Raw genomic sequence first — 17,474 nt, 5'->3', positions numbered from 1 at the left:
CTGGCCCCGAGCCGGGTCGTCCGCGCCGCGCCACCTGCCCCGCGTCATCCGAGCGCCCCCGGTCCCCCTCCCGCGAGGGGGCCGGGGGCGCTCCCCGTTCAGGCCGTGCGGCCGTAGGCCCCCGCGGCGACCAGTTCCAGCACCGGGCGCCAGTCCTCCAGTACGCCCGCGTCGAGGCCCGCGGACCGGCTCGCTTCTGCCGCCTGACCGAGGGACTCCGCGTCGGGGTCCGGGCCGGGGGCCGGTGTGCCGCGTCCGTGGAGCCGTACGAGCTTGGCCACCCGCTCGCCCAGCAGGGGGCGGATCGCCTCCGCGGGGTGGTCGACCAGCAGGCCGGCGACCTGCAGTTCCTTGTCGAAGGGGTGGGAACGGCGCAGCAGCGCCGCCACCCGCAGCCCGTGGCCGTCGCCGTGCCCGCCCCGCAGCAGGTCCATCAGTTCCCCGACGCTTCCGACGACCACCGACACTTCGGATCCCGCCACTGTCGTTCCCTCCGTCGACCGACCGCGCCTCACCCGTATGGCGCCGTCGAGCAGATCAGCCGTACGCGACACGCCGACGGGCGAGGTGATGAACTCGTGGTGAAAACAAGCTGTCCGGCGTGGATTTTACCTTTCCATCGAGCGGGGGTGCGCTCATATGTGTACTCTGATCGCCATGAGAGCCCCACACGGGCACTCGCTCCACCAAGGCGCCACCGCGTCCGGAAACCCCCTCTTCCCGCACCGGCGCGCAGTTCGCTCGCCGGGTTACGCGACACAAAGGAGTGCGCGGTGACGCCAGAACTGACGACGACCGACCAGGCGCCCGGAGAACGAACGGGATCGCGGAGCGCCAAGCGCGCCGAGACCCTCGGCAACCTGGAGGTCTGGGCCCGGTCCGCCCCGATCCGCCTCGCCGGCTACGAGGACGACCTCGCGGAGCCGCACATCCTGCCCGGCATCGACTAGATCCGTCCGGCCGGACCCGTTCGGCCAGATCGGTCCGGCCGGACCCCGCACGTGCCGTCCGCCCGCCGTCCCGGTGTAAAGATCCGGGACGGCGGGCGGCGGCCTGCGGTTCCATGTCGTACGCCGCCGGAAGTTCCCGGTACCGGTACGCCGTGGGCGTCATCGCTGTGGGCGATCAAGGGTTCCGCACACCTCCTGGGCCGGGCAGGCTCACCAGCATGAAGCTGCTGATGCTGGGTGGAACCGAATTCGTCGGGCGCGCGATCACCGAAGACGCCCTGAGCCGCGGGTGGGACGTGACCGTCTTCCACCGCGGGCACCACGCGCCCCCGCCGGGCACCAAGGCCCTGCACGGGGACCGCACCGCCCCCGGCGGCCTGGACGCCCTCGCCGAGGGGGAGTGGGACCTCGTCGTCGACACCTGGGGCAACGCCCCCACGGCGGTGCGCGACAGCGCCCGGCTGCTCGCCGGCCGGGTCGGCCGGTACGTGTACATCTCCAGCCGCTCGGTGTACGCCTACCCCGCCCCCGCCGGTCTGGGCGAGGACGGCCCGCTGGTCGAGGGCTCGCCCGACGCCGCAGCCACCGCCTACGCCGAGGACAAGCGCGGCGGGGAGATCGCCGCCCTGGACGCCTTCGGCGACCGTGCCCTCCTGGTCCGGGCCGGACTCATCCTCGGCCCCTACGAGAACGTGGGCCGGCTGCCCTGGTGGCTGAACCGCATCGCCCGCGGCGGCCCCTTCGTCGCGCCCGGGCGCCCCGACCTGCCGCTCCAGTACATCGACGTGCGCGACCTCGCTCGCTGGTCCCTCGATGCGGCGGAGGCCGGTCTCGGCGGTGCCTACAACACGATCTCCCCGGTCGGCCACACCACCATGGGCGGCTTCCTGAAGGCCTGCGCCGCCGCCACCGGCTCCGACGCCGAACCGCGCTGGATCGACGCCGAGGTGCTGGAGAAGGCCGGGGTCGAGCCCTGGGTCGAGCTGCCCGTCTGGGTTCCCGAAGGCGAGATGCACGACTTCATGTTCGGCGGGGACGTCTCCAAGGCCCTGGCGGCGGGCCTCGTCTGCCGCTCCGTGGAGGAGACCGCCGCCGACACCTGGGCCTGGCTCCAGTCCCTCGGCGGAGTCGCCCCCCACCGGGCGGACCGGCCGATGAAGGGCATATCGGCGGAGCGGGAGGCAGCGCTACTCGGGATCTGACCAGGCCGCCTGCGCGATCCGGGTCGGCGGCAGGTACTCGCGCACCAGCGTGCGGTGCCACCACGCCCCGGTCTCGCGCAGCTCACGCCAGGTCGTGAACCGGTAGCGGTAGAGCCGAGCCCGGACGTACAGCGGCGGCGCGTCCGGGAAGGGGTTGTACCGGATCAGCTTCAGGGTGTCCCGGTCGCCCGCCAGCAGCCGCTCCACGAACGGCCCGAACCAATCGCGGGCGTAGCCGGGGGAGAGCGCCGCGAACCACATGAGCCAGTCGAGGCGCAGGTGGTACGGGGCGAACTGGCGCGGCATCCGGCGCACGTCACCCGGCTTTCCCTTGAACCCGTACTCCCGCCACGCGCCGTCCTCCCGGGGCCGGCGGTCGGCGGTGCCCTCCACCACCACCTCCTCGCGGATCCGGCCCACCGTGCCGAACGCCCCGTAGGTGTTGACCAGATGGAGGGGGTCGAAGGACCGGTTCATGACCTGGCCGCGCGAGATCATGTTGGCCACCGGGTGCCGACTCAACGCGAGCACCAGCGCGGTCATCGCGCACACCAGCACCACGTACCAGAGCGGCCCCTCCCGGGAGGCCGCCGGCGGCGGTTCGCCCGCGAGTGCCGAGAAGTCGACGGCCGGCAGGGCCGCCGTGATCGTGATCCAGTTCAGCCAGGCGAAGTTCCCCGAGAGCACCAGCCACAGCTGGGTCGCCACGATGATCCCCGCCGCGTACGAGGCCACCGGCTGCGGGGTGAACAGCAGCACGGGCACGGCCAGTTGGGTCACGTGGTTGGCGGCGCACTCCACCCGGTGCAGCGGCTTCGGCAGATGGTGGAAGAACCAGCTCAGCGGACCGGGCATCGGCTGCGTCTCGTGGTGGAAGTACAGGCAGGTGAGCCGTCGCCAGCAGGGATCGCCCCGCATCTTGATGAGCCCCGCGCCGAACTCCACCCGGAAGACCACCCAGCGCAGCAGCCACAGCACGAGCACCGGCGGCCCGGCCCGCGCGTTGCCGAGGAAGACGGCCAGGAAGCCGACCTCCAGGAGCAGCGACTCCCAGCCGAAGGAGTACCAGGTCTGCCCCACGTTCACGATCGACAGGTACAGCAGCCACAGCACCGCCCACATCGCCATTGCCGCACCCAGCGGCACCGCGTCCCCGGCTCCCGCGACGAGCGCCGCCGCCAGGGCCGCCCCGGTCCAGGCGCAGCCGGCGAAGAACCGGTCGGAGTAGTGCAGGTGGAACAGGCTCGGGGCACGCCGGAAGGGCACGTACCGCAGGTACCGCGGCACGGGCAGCATGCCGTGCGCCCCGATCAGTGCGCGGAACTGCAGGGCGGCCCCGGCGAAGGCGACGAGGTAGACACCGGCCAGGGCCCGCTGGAAGATCAGCCGTCCCAGCCAGTATCCGGGCGCCGTGAACCAGTCCATCCCCTCCAGTATCGGGCCGGCGCGGGCCGGGCGCCCGTGGCGAGGCGACGCACGTACTGTCCGAGCCGCCGGGCGTAGGCCCGCTGGAGGAAGGGGACGACCGGACCCGCGAGGCGGGTGTACCAGCTTCCCGGACGGCTGAAGGCGTTCACCTCGAACCACACCGAGCCGTCCGGCTCCATGTCCACCACGAAGGACTCCTCGCCGCACTCGGGATGCCCGGTGAGCGTCCCGTACGCGAAACCGGTCCGGCGGTGCTCGTACGCGGTCCAGATGACCTCGCACGGGGCGTCGATCCGCAGCGGGCCGATCCCGATCCCGACCACGACCCGGTCGCCGGGCCGGACGGGGAACGCCCCGGCCGTGACGAGCATGCCGGAGGCGCGGTGCGCGCGGAAGGTGGTGACGGCGGCCCCGGCGGCGTCGAAGGCGGCCTGCCCCTGCCCGACCCGGGTGCGGTGGTGGGTGAAGTTGTACCCGGTGGGCAGCGGCCGTCGGGCAGTCGCGCCCCGGTCGGGGTAGTTGAAGGTGCTGCGGCCTTCGCCGATGAGGCGGGTCATGCCGGGATCTCCGTTCGGTCGGGCAGGGCATCCGATGCGGGCAGGGTGGCCGGTGGGGGCAGGGTGGCCGGTGGGGCCGGTGGGGCCGGTGGGGCGGGTGCGGCTGGTGAGGCCGGTGCGGCCGGTGCGACCCCCGCGGGTGGGCCGGGGTGGCTGGTGGTCAGACGGCGCCATGCCAGCAGCGAGCACAGGCCGAAGCCGAGGGCGTTGCCGAGACCGTGGGTCGCGGCCATCCAGGTCAGGGTGGGGTGCACGATCCCGGTGGCCTCGCCGAGCGCCCACCACAGGGCGAGCAGCATGGTGGCCACCAGAACGGCCGCCGAGGTCGCGAGCAGCGCGCCGGTGATCCGGTCGCGCACGGCGGCCCCGGGGCGGACGTCCCGCCAGGTCAGCAGGGCCACCGCCCACATGCCGCCGGTCAGCGTCACCGCGCCCGCCAGCTCGGCCCAGTCGTCGATGAAGTAGCCGATCAGGACGAGCGCCGTCCCGGCCGGCACGCTGTACGCCGCCCAGCGCGCGAGAGCTCCGGCGGCGGAGGCCCGGCACACGAGCCCTGCGACCAGGGCCGCGGCGAAACCGGCGAAGTGGAAGTGCGGCACGGTCAGGGCCAGGATGTCGAGGTCGAAGCCGAAGAGCCGGTATCCGGCGCGTTCGGCGACCAGTGCCGTCCCGGCGACCGAAGGCGCCACGAGTGCGGTGAGCACGGCCACCTCGGCGGCCACCTCGGCGGGACCGGGAACCCGCCCGGGGGTGCCGCCGGCAGGGTCCCGCCGGGTCGGGTTCCGCGCCGACAGGGCCCGTACCGCCGGGGCCGCGGCCCGCACCGCGAGGGCCAGCGTGGCCACCGCGTAGAGCGCGGCGAGGGCCGTGGCCGGGGCTCCCCGGGGCAGCCACAGGCAGACCGCTCCGGGGGCCGCGAACAGCGGCCAGAGCCGGGCCGTCCTCCCGAAACGGACCGGATCGATCAGGCGCAGGCCGGCCGGGACGACGTAGAGCATGCCCAGGGTGACGATCAGATTCACCAGCGCGGTCACCGAGGTTCCCCCCTCCCAGGAACGAACGCATTGAACGCGTTCAACTCACGATCGTGAGACTAGACCCTCTCTTGAACATGTTCAAGAGAGGGTCCGGTGCGTGATCTCCGGTTGCGGCCACCCCGTACATGCGGCAGACAAGAGGGAGCAACCGGGGCGAAAAGGGAGATGCAACGTGTACGCACCGACACCTCGTCAGGCGCCGCGTCGTCACGCACCGGCCCGTGCGGCCCTCTTCACGGTCCTCGGACTCCTCGCCGCGGCCTGCGGGGCCTCCGGCGAAGAGGGACGGACCAAGGGCCCCGCCGCCGAGAGCCAGGACGTCCACCTCCAACCCGTGGCCTCGGCCGGCCCGGATCCCTTCACCTCCTCCTCCGCCACCGGCGAATCGGCCCCGGTCCAGCCCCCGCTGCCCAACGCGACCGGCCAGGGCATCCGTACCGTCAACGCGGCCACCCCCGGCCTGTACGGCGGAACCCAGCGGCTCGGCAGCTGCGACGTGGAGGCGCAGGTCCAGTCCCTGACCACCGACGACGCCAAGGCCCGCGCCTTCGCCGAGGCCTCCCAGGTGGAGCAGGAGCGGATCCCCGACTTTCTGCGCGGACTCACCCCGGTCGTGCTGCGCGCCGACACCCGGATGACCAACCACGGCTTCGTCGACGGCAAGGCCAACGCCTTCCAGTCCGTCCTCCAGGCCGGCACCGCCGTCCTCGTGGACGACCACGGCATGCCCCGCGTCCGCTGCGCCTGCGGAAACCCGCTCCTCGCGCCGCGGGCCGCCCCCGGGGCACCGGTGCTCAAGGGGGAGCCCTGGGGCGGCTACCAGCCCACCCAGGTCGTGGTCATCGAACCGACCATGCAGGTGATCGACAACCTGGTCATCGTCAACATCGCCGACAACACCTGGATCGAGCGCACGGCCGGCGACGACGGAGCCCAGGACCGCACCCCGCGGACGCCGCCCCCGTACGACCCGGCCGACGGGATCCCCGACGGGCCCGTGACCCCGCCCGGCACGGCGCCGGGCGATCCGTGCCGGACCCCGGAGAGCAACAGCCTCGCCCGCACCGAGCCGCCGCCCACCGGCCCGCCGAGCCCCGGCCGCGTGCCCGCCCCGAACGCGGCCGACTGCCCGCCGAGCTCCCCGAAGACGGTTCCGAACACGCCGAACACCCCCAACACCCCGAACACCCCGACGGCCCCCGATCAGCCCTCCTCCGGCATCCCCTCGGACCCGCCCACGGCGCCGCCGCCCGCCACCGACCAGCCCTCTGACGTCCCCACCGACATCCCCTCCGACCTGCCCGGGCAGACGCCGAGCGACCCGGGGGCCGTGGGTCCCGACGGCGGGTCGCCGCAGCCGAGCGATCCGTACGCGGACCCGTACGCCGACCCGTACGGGGACCCGTACGAGGACCCCTACTCCGTCCCCGAGCAGCAGCCCTCCGCCCCGTACGACGGGCAGTACCTGGAGAGCGCCTGACCGGCCCGTGTGTCATGGTGGACCGGTGCCGACCGCCGTATCGCTGCCGGACGACTGGCCCGCACATCCGGACCGGTCGCTCTCGCTGAACCGCATGGGCAGTTTCGACTGGGACCTGGTCACCGGTCTCATGCACATGGACACGGCCGCACTCGAGGTCTTCGACACCGCCCCCGAGGAGTACGACGGCCGCCCGGAGTCCCTCGCGCCGCGCGTACCGCCCACCGAGAGCGTCCGGCTCGACGCGCTGGTCTCCTCGGCCCTCAAGAGCGGGGTCGACAGCTACGGCGCCTACTTCCGCATCCGCTGCCACGACGGCGAACTGCGCTGGACGCACACCCAGGGACGGGTCATGCGCGGCCCGGACGGCCGTCCCTACCGGATCATCGGCATCGTCCGCGACGCCACCGAGGAGCTCAGTCATTCGGCGGAACGCCTCGGGCTGGACGAGGAGCGGCGCCGCCAGACGTCCGTGGTCGAGAGCACCACGGCCGCGCTCGCGCACGCCCGTACGGTCCAAGACGTCATCGACGCCCTCGGCGACGCCCACGGGCTGGAACGGCTCGGGTCCATGGGCATGGTCATGGGACTGGTCGAAGCCGGCCGGATCCACCTCGTCGCCGAGGGACCCGCGGGCAGCTTCGTCCCCGGAACCCGCTACACCCGCATCGACGAGCAGTACCCGATGAGCGAGGTGGTGCGCTCGCTCCAGCCGCGCTTCCTGGACTCCGCGGCCGAGTTCGCCGCCGGCTATCCCGGGCTCTGGGCGAAGATCTCCTCGATGCACATCTCGGCGGCCGCCTACCTGCCGCTGATCGCCCAGGCCCGCCCGATCGGCGCGATCGGCCTGCTCTACCGGGACAAGGCAGGCTTCACCCAGGAGGAGCGGAACCTGCTGGTCGCGCTCGGAAGCAGCATCGCGCAGAGCCTCCAGCGGGCGATGCTGCTGGAGCAGGAGCACGATCTGGCGGAGGGGCTCCAGCAGGCGATGCTGCCGCGCCGGATCCCCTCGGTACCGGGCGCCGAGATCGCCGTACGGTACCGCTCGGCCCGGATGGGCCGGGACATCGGCGGCGACTGGTACGACGTGGTCCCGCTGGGCGAGGGCCGGGTCGGAGTGATGATCGGCGACGTGGAGGGCCACGACACGGACGCCGCCGCAGTCATGGGCCAGCTGCGCATCGCACTGCGCGCGTACATCGCCGAGGGCCACGCCCCCGGGGCGGCCATGGAGCGGGCCTCGGCCTTCCTGCGGGACCTGGAGACGGAACGCTTCGCCACCTGCACGTACGTCGACATCGACCTCACCAGCGGCATGGCCCTGCTCGTCCGCGCCGGGCACCTCGACCCCGTGGTGCGGCGCGGCGACGGCAGCTGCCACCGGGTACAGGTGGCGGGCGGGCTGCCGCTGGGCCTCCCGGTGCGGGAGCCCGGAGCTCCCGGGACAGGTGCTCGCGGTGGCCCGGGCGCCTTCGGCACGGACGGTACCGGATACCCGGTCACCAGCCTCGAACTGCACCCGGGGGACACCCTGCTGCTGTGCACGGACGGTCTGACCGAACGGCCCGGCGGGGATCCCGACACCGGTGTGCGCGAGCTCATGGACGCGGTCCGGGACGGGCCGGCGGACGTGGAGGAACTCGCCGACGTCCTGTGCGACCTGGTCGGGGACTCGGGCGGCGGGGACGACATGGCCCTGCTCCTGCTGCGCCGCCGCGGCACCCCGCTCCCGCGCGGCGGCGGCCCGCTGCGCCACCGGCTCACCCCCGGGGACCCGGACGCCCCGGCGATGGCCCGGCACCTGATCCGGGCGGCCTCCGCGGCATGGGGTGCGTGGGACCAGGCCGACGAGATCGAGCTGGCGGCGGACGAGTTGATGACCAACGCGCTGGTCCACACGGACGGAGTCGCCGGCGTCAGCATGCGGTTGACCCCGGAGGGCCGGATCCGGATCGAGGTGGAGGACACCAGCAGTGCCCTGCCGCGGCGCCGGGAGGCCGACGACTGGGCGGTGTCGGGGCGCGGCCTGATGCTGGTGGACCGGCTCGCGGACGCCTGGGGCGTGGAGCCCCGGGGCGGCGGGAAGTGCGTGTGGTGCGAGTTCGCCGTCCAGGCTCCCGCCGACTCGGGCCCTGCCGAACCGACTTCCGCCCATGCGATCGCTGCCGAACCGACTCCCGACGGCTCGGCTCCCGGCCCTCCGGCTCCTGGCCCCCCGGGTCCCACCCTCCCGTCCCCGCAGCCCGGCGCGATGTAGGAGCCGGCCTGCTATTCGGCCGCGTGGGGGCCCTGCGCGGCCTTGGCGATCTGCATCGCCGTGAGCGCGCGCACGAAGCGGATCGCGAGGACGGAGGCCGCGAGCAGCACCACGCCGTACACGGCTCCGGCGGTGGCGGCGGTGGCGAGCCCGTCCGCGTCGTCGGCGCGGTCGTGGAGCGCGTCGTACACGCGGTTGGCGAACAGCGCGGTGATCCACACCAGCCACCAGCTGGTGACGGGTGCGGTGGAGACGGGACGGGGGGCGCCGCCCGGCCCGCGCAGGAGGCTGGCGGCCCAGATCTCCTTCGCCATCTTGTACGGGATGCGGAGGAAGGCGAAGGGGACGAACCAGCCGCCGATGGCCCAGGCCGGGGAGCGGGTGACCGATTCCCGGCCGAACACCAGGGCGTTGTGGTGGGCGCGGTGGAACCAGCTGACGAAGAGGACCGCGGTGACGACCAGCAGCGGGATCTCCAAGAGGAACGACAGCGCCGTCAAGGTGTCCGGCAGGGTGTCGCCGTCCTCGGTCCCCGCGTCCGGGTAGCTCCCGGCGCGCAGGGCCGAGGTGAGGTACAGGCCGGTCCCGGTCAGGAGCAGGGCGTAGAGGCCGGAGAGGGCGAGGAGGACGGTCGTTGCCGTCGCGAGCCCGCCGGGCGGGCGCAGCAGGGCGAGGGGCTCCGGGGAAGGTACCTGGGGGGAGGGCACCCGGGGCCGTGTCTGCTGGTCGGGGTGGACGGGCGGCGGTGAGCCGGTCGCGCTGAAGGACATGAAGGTGTACCCCCGGGAACAGGTGACATGTGCGGAAGGCCCGCCGGCCCGCCGCCGTGTGGTCGCGGTCGAAGACGTGCGGGGCCAAGCTTTCAGACCGCACCTTTGGATGACTTGGCGCTTCCCCCCCCGGGGGGGCCGGTGCGGGCGAATGGATGACACACGCCGGACTCGCGCTGTGTTCATGTACTCATATGCGTGGAGCTGGATGATCCTGCCTGGATGTCCACCCCGCGCCCGCTGTTGCCCGTCGTGCTGCCGGCCCTGCTCACCGTGCTGCTCGTGGCCCCGGCGTCCCCGCGGGCCCATGCCTCCGGGAGCGGCAAGGGCGAGGGGATCGAGACGGCCCGCACCGCCCGGCAGATCGCCGCCGGGGTACGGCTGGAGTCGTACGACCGGCTCGAAGCCGACCGGTGGCTCCGCATCGACGAACTCGACGTCCAGCTGGCGGGTACGGGTACGGGTACGGGTACGGGTTCCGGCACCGCCGGGGGCGGCGGTGTGCGGGTGGAATACCTCGGCGGCCGGGGCGTCGCCACCCTCGCCGACTCCGCGGCCCGCCACCCCGCCGGGCCGGGCCGCCGCGTGGTCGCCGCCGTGAACGGGGACTTCTTCGACATCGGGGGTACGGGCGCCCCGCTCGGCCCCGGAATCGGCGCCGGGCGGCTGCTGCACGCACCCTCGCCCGGCGCCGGACGGGCCGTCGGCTTCGGCGCCGACGGGCCGGGCCGGGTGCTCCGCCTCGCCCTCGACGGGAGGATCACCCTGCCCGGCGGCCGGGTCCGCCCGCTCGCCGGATTCAACACCGCGCGGCCACCCGCCGAGGGCTTCGCCGCCTACACCGCCGACTGGCCGGCGGACGGACTCCCCGTGTCCGGACGGGCGGTGGAACTGCGCGACGGCCGGGTCAAGGCCGTGCGCGCGGCGGGACGCCCGCCCGCGCGCCGGAAGCGTCCCGCACCCGGCACCACCGTGCTGGTCGCGGCCGGCGCGGCCGCGCCGGAACTCGCCGCCCTACGCCCCGGGGACGCGGTCGCCGTGACGGCCCGGCCGGTCGCGGCCGGGGGCGGGCCGCTCCCGGCGAGCGCGGTCGGCGGCCGGGAGGCGCTCGTCGTGGCCGGGGTCCCGCAGAACCACGACGGCGAGCCGAACAACGCGGCCGCGCCGCGCACCGCCGTCGGCTTCTCCCGCGACGGCCGGCGGGCCCGCCTGGTCACCGTCGACGGCCGCCAGCGCGACAGCGGAGGGCTGACCCTGACGGCGCTCGGCCGGCTGATGCACCGGCTCGGCGCCCACGAGGCCCTGAACCTGGACGGCGGCGGCTCTTCGACCCTGCTCGCCGCGCCGACCGGGGAGACGGCCCTGGCCGTCGAGAACTCCCCGTCCGACGGCCGCCTGCGCCCGGTTCCCAACGGCCTGGTCCTGACCGCCCCGGCCGGCTCCGGCCGCGCCGCCGGCTACCGGATCGAGCCCGTCGGCGGGGCCGCGCGCGCCTTCCCCGGCCTCACCCGGACCCTCAGGGCCACCCCCTACGACGCACACCTCGGCCCGGCGACCACCCGGGGGAAGGCTCCGGGGTGGTCACTCGCGGGGAGCGCGGGCAGGATCGACTCCGCCGGGGGGTTGCGGGCCTCCGCACCCGGCCCGGTGGAGGCCCGCGCGGAGCTGGGAGCGGCGCGCGGTGCACTCCGCGTCGAGGTCCTCGGGGCGGTGACCCGGGTCCGGGCCGTTCCGGACCGGATCGGGCTCGCGGAGAAGGGGGACAGCGTGCGGTTCGTCCTGACCGGATACGACGCGCAGGGCGCGGCCGCCGTCGTCGAACCCCGGGACGTCGAGCTCGAATTCGACCGTTCCCGGTGGAGCGTCGCCGACGACGGGCGCGGCGGATTCACGGTGACCGCCCGAGTCCCGGACGCGGCGGGGCCGTTGCGGGCCACGGTGCGCGGTGTCTCCGTGGCCGCGGCCGAACTGGCACTCGGGGTGGGCCTGTCGGACCGACCGCTCGCGGATCTGGAGGATGCGGCCCGCTGGACCGGTACCGGCGCCGCGCCCGCCGCGGGCCGTGCGGGCCGGGGGCTCGCCCTCGCGCCGCCCGCCGGACGAGGGACCGCCGCCGCGGCCCCGCCCCGGCCCCTCCCGATCCCCGAACTGGCCCGGTCGCTCTCCCTCTGGGTGAACGGCGACGGTTCCGGGGCCCGGCCCGCGGTGCAACTCTCCGACGGCGACGGGGCCGTCGCCGTCCTGCACGGGCCCGCCGCGGACGGGACCGGCTGGCGGCAGATCAGCCTGCCGCTCCCGGCATTGGCGGAGCGCCCGTTCACCGTGACCGGGCTCTCGGCCACCGCACCCGCAACCATGCGCGCCAAGCCGGCCGCCGCCCCGCGGCTGCTGCTGGACACCCTGGCGGCGCGGACGCCGCCGACCGGGTTCGTCCGTACGGACGAGACCCCGGATCCGATCGTGGCCACGGCGGCCCGGGTGGAATCCCGGCCCTGGCGCTTCGCGGTCGCCCCCGCGGGAGCCCGGCCCGCGGCGGCATCCGCCGGGACGCCGGCCGTCGACTTCGCCTTGACCGGCACCGGCCGCCCGGCCTTCCTGCACCGGGGCGTACGGTTCCTGCCGCTCGGCTCCACGCGCCCCACCCTCGCCGGCGGCGGGCTGGAGCGGATCGCGGCCCTGCGCACGGCCCTCGCGACGGCCGCCCGGGAATCGGGCACGGGCGCGCTGGCCGTCGTGGAGCCGTACGCGCCGCAGGCCGTCGACCGCAAGGAGGCCGCCCTGCGCCTGCGGCTCCTGGCGGAATTCCGCCGGGCCACCGGCAAACGGGCCGTGGTCATCACCGTCGGCGCCCCCCGCTTCGCGGCCGGCCGCACCGAGGGCGTGCTCACCGTCGCGGCCCCGCGCACCGGCCGCACCGTGATCGGCGCCGACGCCTTCGCGACGGGCGACTGGCTCTCCGTACTGCCGGCAGCCGGCCGGTGAATCCGGCCGGCAACCGGGGAAGCACGGGCCGGCCGCCCGCCCCTGGCGTGAAACCGGACCGGGCCTTCCGGGACCCGGCCGGAACGATGATCCGGTTCCACCAGCCCCGCAAGCCCTGAGATCCACCGCACCTCATACCTGGCGCCGCTCCCGGATGACACCGCCGATCGGGTAGACAGGGGAGCGTTGACGCGACCGCGAAAGGCGGCGCCGGCCCCACGGAGCGGCGTCAGCCCGACAGTATGGAGACACGATGAGCAAGGTCACGAGGACGGGCACCCAGTCCCCCGAGCCGCACGCCGCCGACGTCCACGACCTGATCCGCGTACACGGTGCGCGGGTGAACAACCTCAAGGACGTCAGCGTCGAGATCCCCAAGCGGCGGCTCACGGTCTTCACCGGTGTGTCCGGCTCGGGCAAGAGCTCCCTGGTGTTCGACACGATCGCCGCCGAGTCGCAGCGGCTGATCAACGAGACCTACAGCGCCTTCGTCCAGGGCTTCATGCCGACCCTGGCACGGCCCGAGGTGGACGTCCTCGACGGGCTGACCACCGTGATCACCGTCGACCAGCAGCGGATGGGCTCCGACCCCCGCTCCACCGTGGGCACCGCCACCGACGCGAACGCGATGCTGCGCATCCTCTTCAGCCGGCTCGGCAAGCCCCACATCGGCTCTCCCAAGGCCTTCTCCTTCAACGTGGCCTCGGCCAGCGGGGCCGGCGCGCTCACCGTGGAGCGCGGCGGGCAGACCGTGAAGGAGCAGCGCAGCTTCAGCATCACCGGCGGCATGTGCCCGCGCTGCGAGGGCCGGGGTTCGGTCAACGACATCGACCTCACCGCGCTGTACGACGACACCAAGTCGCTCGGCGAGGGCGCCCTCACCATCCCCGGCTACACGATGGACGGCTGGTACGGCCGCATCTTCAGCGGGTCCGGCTTCTTCGACATGGACAAGCCGATCCGCAAGTACACCAAGCGCGAGCTGAGCGACCTGCTCCACAAGGAGCCGACCAAGATCAAGGTCGACGGGATCAACCTCACCTACGAGGGCATCATCCCCAAGCTCCAGAAGTCGATGCTGTCCAAGGACGTCGAGGCGCTGCAGCCGCACATCCGGGCCTTCGTCAAGCGCGCGGTGACCTTCACCGTCTGCCCCGACTGCGAGGGCACCCGGCTCAGCGCGGGAGCCCGGTCCTCGAAGATCAAGAAGATCAGCATCGCCGACGCCTGCGCGATGCAGATCAGCGACCTGGCGAAATGGGTCCGCGACCTCGACGAGCCCTCGGTGGCCCCGCTCCTCGCCACGCTCCGCCAGACCCTCGACTCGTTCGTGGAGATCGGGCTCGGCTACCTCTCGCTGGACCGGCCCTCGGGCACGCTGTCGGGCGGTGAGGCCCAGCGCGTCAAGATGATCCGCCACCTCGGCTCCTCGCTCACCGACGTCACCTACGTCTTCGACGAGCCCACCGTCGGACTGCACCCCCACGACATCCAGCAGATGAACCGCCTCCTGCTGCGGCTGCGCGACAAGGGCAACACGGTGCTCGTCGTGGAGCACAAGCCGGAGACGATCGCGATCGCCGACCACGTCGTCGACCTCGGTCCCGGCGCGGGCCAGGGGGGCGGCACCATCTGCTTCGAGGGCACCGTCGAGGGGCTGCGGGCGGGCGACACCGTCACGGGCCGGCACTTCGGCGACCGCGCGCGCCTCAAGTCGGCGGTGCGCGAGCCCAGCGGAAAGCTGGAGATCCGCGGCGCCAGGGCGCACAACCTGCGGGGCGTCGACGTCGACGTGCCGCTCGGGGTGCTCGTCGTGGTCACCGGCGTCGCCGGCTCCGGCAAGAGCTCGCTCGTGCACGGCTCGATCCCGGCGAGCGAGGGCGTGGTCTCGGTCGACCAGGGCGCGATCCGCGGTTCCCGGCGGAGCAACCCGGCCACCTACACCGGCCTGCTCGACCCGATCCGCAAGGCCTTCGCCAAGGCCAACGGCGTGAAGCCGGCTCTGTTCAGCGCCAACTCCGAGGGCGCCTGCCCCGGCTGCAACGGCGCGGGGGTCGTCTACACCGACCTGGCGATGATGGCCGGCGTCTCCACGACCTGCGAGGAGTGCGAGGGCAAGCGCTTCCACGCCTCGGTCCTGGAACACCACCTCGGTGGCCGCGACATCAGCGAGGTCCTCGCGATGCCGGTCACCGAGGCAGCCGAGTTCTTCGGCGCCGGCGAGGCCCGCACCCCGGCCGCGCACAAGATCCTGGAGCGGCTGGCGGACGTGGGCCTGGGCTACGTCAGCCTCGGCCAGCCGCTGACCACCCTCTCCGGCGGCGAGCGGCAGCGGCTCAAGCTGGCCACGCACATGGCGGACAAGGGCGGGGTCTACGTACTCGACGAGCCGACCGCCGGCCTGCACCTCGCCGATGTGGAGCAGCTCCTCGGCCTGCTCGACCGCCTCGTCGACTCCGGCAAGTCGGTGATCGTGGTCGAACACCACCAGGCGGTCATGGCGCACGCCGACTGGATCATCGACCTCGGGCCCGGCGCCGGTCACGACGGCGGCCGGATCGTCTTCGAGGGCACCCCCGCCGCCCTCGTCGAGGGCCGGGCCACCCTCACCGGCGAGCACCTGGCGACCTACGTGGGCGCGTAGGGCGGGCAGGGAGCGTGCCTGGGCCTTAGAGCCGTACGAGGGTGACCTCGGTCGCCTTCACGCTGGTCCACACCGCGGCGCCGTCGACGATTCCCAGTTCGGCGGCGGCCTCGGGGGTGATCTCCGCGACGAGGTCGGGTGCCTGGTCCGAGCCGACCAGCACGCGCAGCCGGCTACCGACCGAGGTGATCTCCCGTACGGTGCCGGGCCATACGTTACGCGGGCTGCCGCCCGGCCGGTCCCGGTGCACGGACACCGCCTCGGGGGCGATGATCGCGAGGGCCTGCGCCCCCTCGGGCAGCGCCTCGGCCACCACCAGGCGGCCCCCGGCGGCAAGGTGCAGCCCGTCGGCCGAGGCCGTGCCGGGCCAGGCGTTGCGCCCCAGCATCCGGGCCACCCACGGGGAGCGCGGGTGCCGGGTCACCTCGGCGGGCGGAGCGTCCTGCAGGGTCCGCCCGTCGGAGAGTACGAGGACCCGGTCGGCCAGGGACACCGCCTCGACGGGGTCGTGCGTCACGATGAGGCAGACCCCGCCGAAGCCGGCCAGATGCGTGCGCAGGGTGTGCCGGACACGGGCGCGGGTCGTCTGGTCCAGGGCGGCGAGCGGCTCGTCGAGCAGCAGCAGCCGGGGCCGGGCGGCCAGCGCGCGGGCCAGCGCCACCCGCTGGGCCTGCCCGCCGGAGAGTTGGGCGGGCTTGCGGTGGGCGAGGTGCCCGACGCCGAGCCGGTCCAGCCAGCCCTGCGCCTCGGCCCGGGCCGAGGCCCGGGGCACCCGGCGGGCGCGCAGCCCGTACGCGGTGTTGGCGAGCGCGCTCAGGTGCGGGAACAGCGCGCCGTCCTGGGGGACCCAGGCGACCTGGCGCCGGTGCGGGGGCAGGCCGGTCACATCGGCGTCGCCGAGCCGGAGCTCGGCGTGGGCGCGGGGGGTCAGGCCGAGCAGGGCGCGCAGCAGGGTCGTCTTGCCGGCGCCGTTCTCGCCGACGACGGCGATGGTGGTTCCGGGTGCGGCGTCGAGGGTGAGCTCGTTGAAACCGGTGACGGTGGCGTGCAGCGGCCAGTGCGCGCCGTCGGACGCAGTAGCGTCCTCGGCCGGAGTTCCTGCCGACGGCTGCGCCGCCCGCGCGGGAGCGGGCGCAGGGGACGCGGGGGAGCCCGCGGCCGCGGGCGGTACGGGGCCCACGGGAGCCGGCCCGGCGGCCTCCTCGGTGACCACCGACGCACCGGGGTCCTTGCGGGCGACGGGGGTTCCCGTCCACCTCCCGCGCAGGGCGATGAGTACGGCCATGGCGATCGCGAGCAGCAGCAGGGACACGGACGTGGCGGCCTCGGGCTGGTCCTGGAGCAGCAGGTAGACCTGGAGCGGCAGGGTCTGGGTGGTGCCGGGGAGGTTGCCCGCGAAGGTGATGGTGGCGCCGAACTCGCCGAGCGCCCGCGCCCAGGTCAGCGCGGCTCCGGCGACCAGGCCCGGGGCCACCATCGGCAGCGTCACGGTGAAGAACACGCGCAGCGGCGTGGAGCCGAGGGAGGCGGCGGTCTCCTCGTAGCTCGGCCTGAGCCCCGCGAGGGCGCCCTCCAGGCTGATCACGAGGAAGGGCATCGCGACGAAGGTGGCCGCGACGACCGCACCGGAGGTGTGGAAGGGCAGCGTGATGCCGAAGGTGCCCTCCAGCCAGGGGCCGAGCAGCCCGCGCCGGCCGAAACCGAGCAGCAGGGCCACGCCGCCGACCGTGGGCGGCAGCACCATGGGCAGCAGGACCAGCGAGCGCACCAGCGCCTTGCCCTTGAACTCGACGCGGGCCAGCAGCCAGGCGAGCGGCACCCCGAGGAGGAGCGAGAAGCCCAGCGCCCACAGGGACACCACCAGCGAGAGCCGGAGCGCTTCGACCACACCGGGGCTGGTGAGGTGCGCGCCGAGATCGCTCCAGTGGGTGCGGGTGAGGATGCCGACGAGCGGCATCAGCAGGAACGCCACGGCGACCAGAGCGGGGAGCGCCAGAGCCACGGGGGGCCGGGCGCGGCGGGTACGGAGTCTGCTCATGTGCATTCCTGGCCGGGGATGTCGGGACGCCGTCCGGGACGGAGGACGCCCGGGCGGCGTGTGAAGCGTAGTGCGGCGGGGGGAAACGGAGAGGGACTGCCTGTCCCCCCGGACCGGGCAGTCCCTCTC

The 17,474-nt window shown here is 74.2% G+C and carries 12 protein-coding genes; 6 read left to right on the top strand and 6 right to left on the bottom strand.

The window, feature by feature from the left end:
• Positions 1-98: 98 nt before the first annotated feature.
• Positions 99-461: a hypothetical protein gene (locus tag ABZY57_RS05175; RefSeq protein ID WP_356508287.1), complete on the bottom strand. Its 363-nt coding sequence runs from the start codon at positions 459-461 to the stop codon at positions 99-101.
• A 312-nt stretch (positions 462-773) separates the two neighbouring features.
• On the opposite strand from ABZY57_RS05175, the gene ABZY57_RS05170 reads away from it, so the two are divergent.
• Both ABZY57_RS05170 and ABZY57_RS05165 read left to right on the top strand, forming a co-directional pair.
• Positions 774-950 carry a hypothetical protein gene (locus tag ABZY57_RS05170; protein ID WP_356508285.1) on the top strand — a complete coding sequence of 59 codons (177 nt, stop codon included), beginning with the start codon at positions 774-776 and terminating at the stop codon, positions 948-950.
• A 218-nt stretch (positions 951-1,168) separates the two neighbouring features.
• Positions 1,169-2,152: an NAD-dependent epimerase/dehydratase family protein gene (locus ABZY57_RS05165; RefSeq protein WP_356508283.1), complete on the top strand. Its 984-nt coding sequence runs from the start codon at positions 1,169-1,171 to the stop codon at positions 2,150-2,152.
• Here ABZY57_RS05165 and ABZY57_RS05160 read toward each other — a convergent pair.
• Genes ABZY57_RS05160 through ABZY57_RS05150 form a run of 3 tightly spaced genes read right to left on the bottom strand, consistent with a single transcriptional unit; the run spans position 2,138 to position 5,171 of the window.
• Entirely contained in the window at positions 2,138-3,577 is a 1,440-nt protein-coding gene (locus tag ABZY57_RS05160) for a lipase maturation factor family protein (protein WP_356508281.1), read from the bottom strand. The two genes, ABZY57_RS05165 and ABZY57_RS05160, sit on opposite strands and share 15 nt — an antisense overlap.
• The gene (locus ABZY57_RS05155) at positions 3,535-4,137 is read right to left on the bottom strand and encodes a DUF1990 domain-containing protein (protein ID WP_356508279.1); all 603 of its coding nucleotides are present in this window, start codon (positions 4,135-4,137) and stop codon (positions 3,535-3,537) included. The genes ABZY57_RS05160 and ABZY57_RS05155 overlap by 43 nt, the downstream gene beginning before the upstream one ends.
• A complete protein-coding gene (locus ABZY57_RS05150; RefSeq protein WP_356508277.1) occupies positions 4,134-5,171 on the bottom strand; it encodes a YndJ family protein in 1,038 nt (345 codons plus the stop codon). Before ABZY57_RS05150 ends, ABZY57_RS05155 begins: the two co-directional genes overlap by 4 nt.
• Before the next feature lie 175 nt (positions 5,172-5,346).
• Here ABZY57_RS05150 and ABZY57_RS05145 point away from each other — a divergent pair, with 175 nt between their 5' ends.
• Both ABZY57_RS05145 and ABZY57_RS05140 read left to right on the top strand, forming a co-directional pair.
• Positions 5,347-6,654, top strand: a complete 1,308-nt coding sequence (locus ABZY57_RS05145) for a DUF6777 domain-containing protein (RefSeq protein ID WP_356508275.1) — start codon at positions 5,347-5,349, stop codon at positions 6,652-6,654.
• 25 nt (positions 6,655-6,679) lie between these two features.
• Positions 6,680-8,911 carry a SpoIIE family protein phosphatase gene (locus ABZY57_RS05140; protein ID WP_356508273.1) on the top strand — a complete coding sequence of 744 codons (2,232 nt, stop codon included), beginning with the start codon at positions 6,680-6,682 and terminating at the stop codon, positions 8,909-8,911.
• Positions 8,912-8,922: 11 nt separating this feature from the next.
• On the opposite strand, the gene ABZY57_RS05135 is transcribed toward ABZY57_RS05140, so the two are convergent.
• The gene (locus ABZY57_RS05135; protein WP_356508271.1) at positions 8,923-9,681 is read right to left on the bottom strand and encodes a DUF4328 domain-containing protein; all 759 of its coding nucleotides are present in this window, start codon (positions 9,679-9,681) and stop codon (positions 8,923-8,925) included.
• 222 nt (positions 9,682-9,903) lie between these two features.
• On the opposite strand from ABZY57_RS05135, the gene ABZY57_RS05130 reads away from it, so the two are divergent.
• Both ABZY57_RS05130 and ABZY57_RS05125 read left to right on the top strand, forming a co-directional pair.
• Complete coding sequence (locus tag ABZY57_RS05130; RefSeq protein ID WP_356508269.1) at positions 9,904-12,663, top strand: phosphodiester glycosidase family protein; 2,760 nt, start codon at positions 9,904-9,906, stop codon at positions 12,661-12,663.
• Positions 12,664-12,916: 253 nt separating this feature from the next.
• Positions 12,917-15,307 carry an excinuclease ABC subunit UvrA gene (locus ABZY57_RS05125; protein WP_356508268.1) on the top strand — a complete coding sequence of 797 codons (2,391 nt, stop codon included), beginning with the start codon at positions 12,917-12,919 and terminating at the stop codon, positions 15,305-15,307.
• Between the two features lie 25 nt (positions 15,308-15,332).
• Here ABZY57_RS05125 and ABZY57_RS05120 read toward each other — a convergent pair whose 3' ends face one another.
• Positions 15,333-17,345: an ABC transporter permease gene (locus ABZY57_RS05120; protein ID WP_356508266.1), complete on the bottom strand. Its 2,013-nt coding sequence runs from the start codon at positions 17,343-17,345 to the stop codon at positions 15,333-15,335.
• Positions 17,346-17,474 lie beyond the last annotated feature (129 nt).

Source organism: Streptomyces sp. NPDC006450 (assembly GCF_040612195.1).
Classification (GTDB): Bacteria; Actinomycetota; Actinomycetes; order Streptomycetales; family Streptomycetaceae; genus Streptomyces.
This window is presented reverse-complemented; position numbering and strand designations above follow the sequence as displayed.

Excerpts from the sequence above, each read along its gene's own strand:
- ABZY57_RS05120 (WP_356508266.1), bottom strand. The coding sequence starts at position 17,345 with ATGAGCAGACTCCGTACCCGCCGCGCCCGGCCCCCCGTGGCTCTGGCG.
- ABZY57_RS05135 (WP_356508271.1), bottom strand. The coding sequence starts at position 9,681 with ATGTCCTTCAGCGCGACCGGCTCACCGCCGCCCGTCCACCCCGACCAG.
- ABZY57_RS05130 (WP_356508269.1), top strand. The coding sequence starts at position 9,904 with ATGTCCACCCCGCGCCCGCTGTTGCCCGTCGTGCTGCCGGCCCTGCTC.
- ABZY57_RS05165 (WP_356508283.1), top strand. The coding sequence starts at position 1,169 with ATGAAGCTGCTGATGCTGGGTGGAACCGAATTCGTCGGGCGCGCGATC.
- ABZY57_RS05125 (WP_356508268.1), top strand. The coding sequence starts at position 12,917 with ATGAGCAAGGTCACGAGGACGGGCACCCAGTCCCCCGAGCCGCACGCC.
- ABZY57_RS05155 (WP_356508279.1), bottom strand. The coding sequence starts at position 4,137 with ATGACCCGCCTCATCGGCGAAGGCCGCAGCACCTTCAACTACCCCGAC.
- ABZY57_RS05160 (WP_356508281.1), bottom strand. The coding sequence starts at position 3,577 with ATGGACTGGTTCACGGCGCCCGGATACTGGCTGGGACGGCTGATCTTC.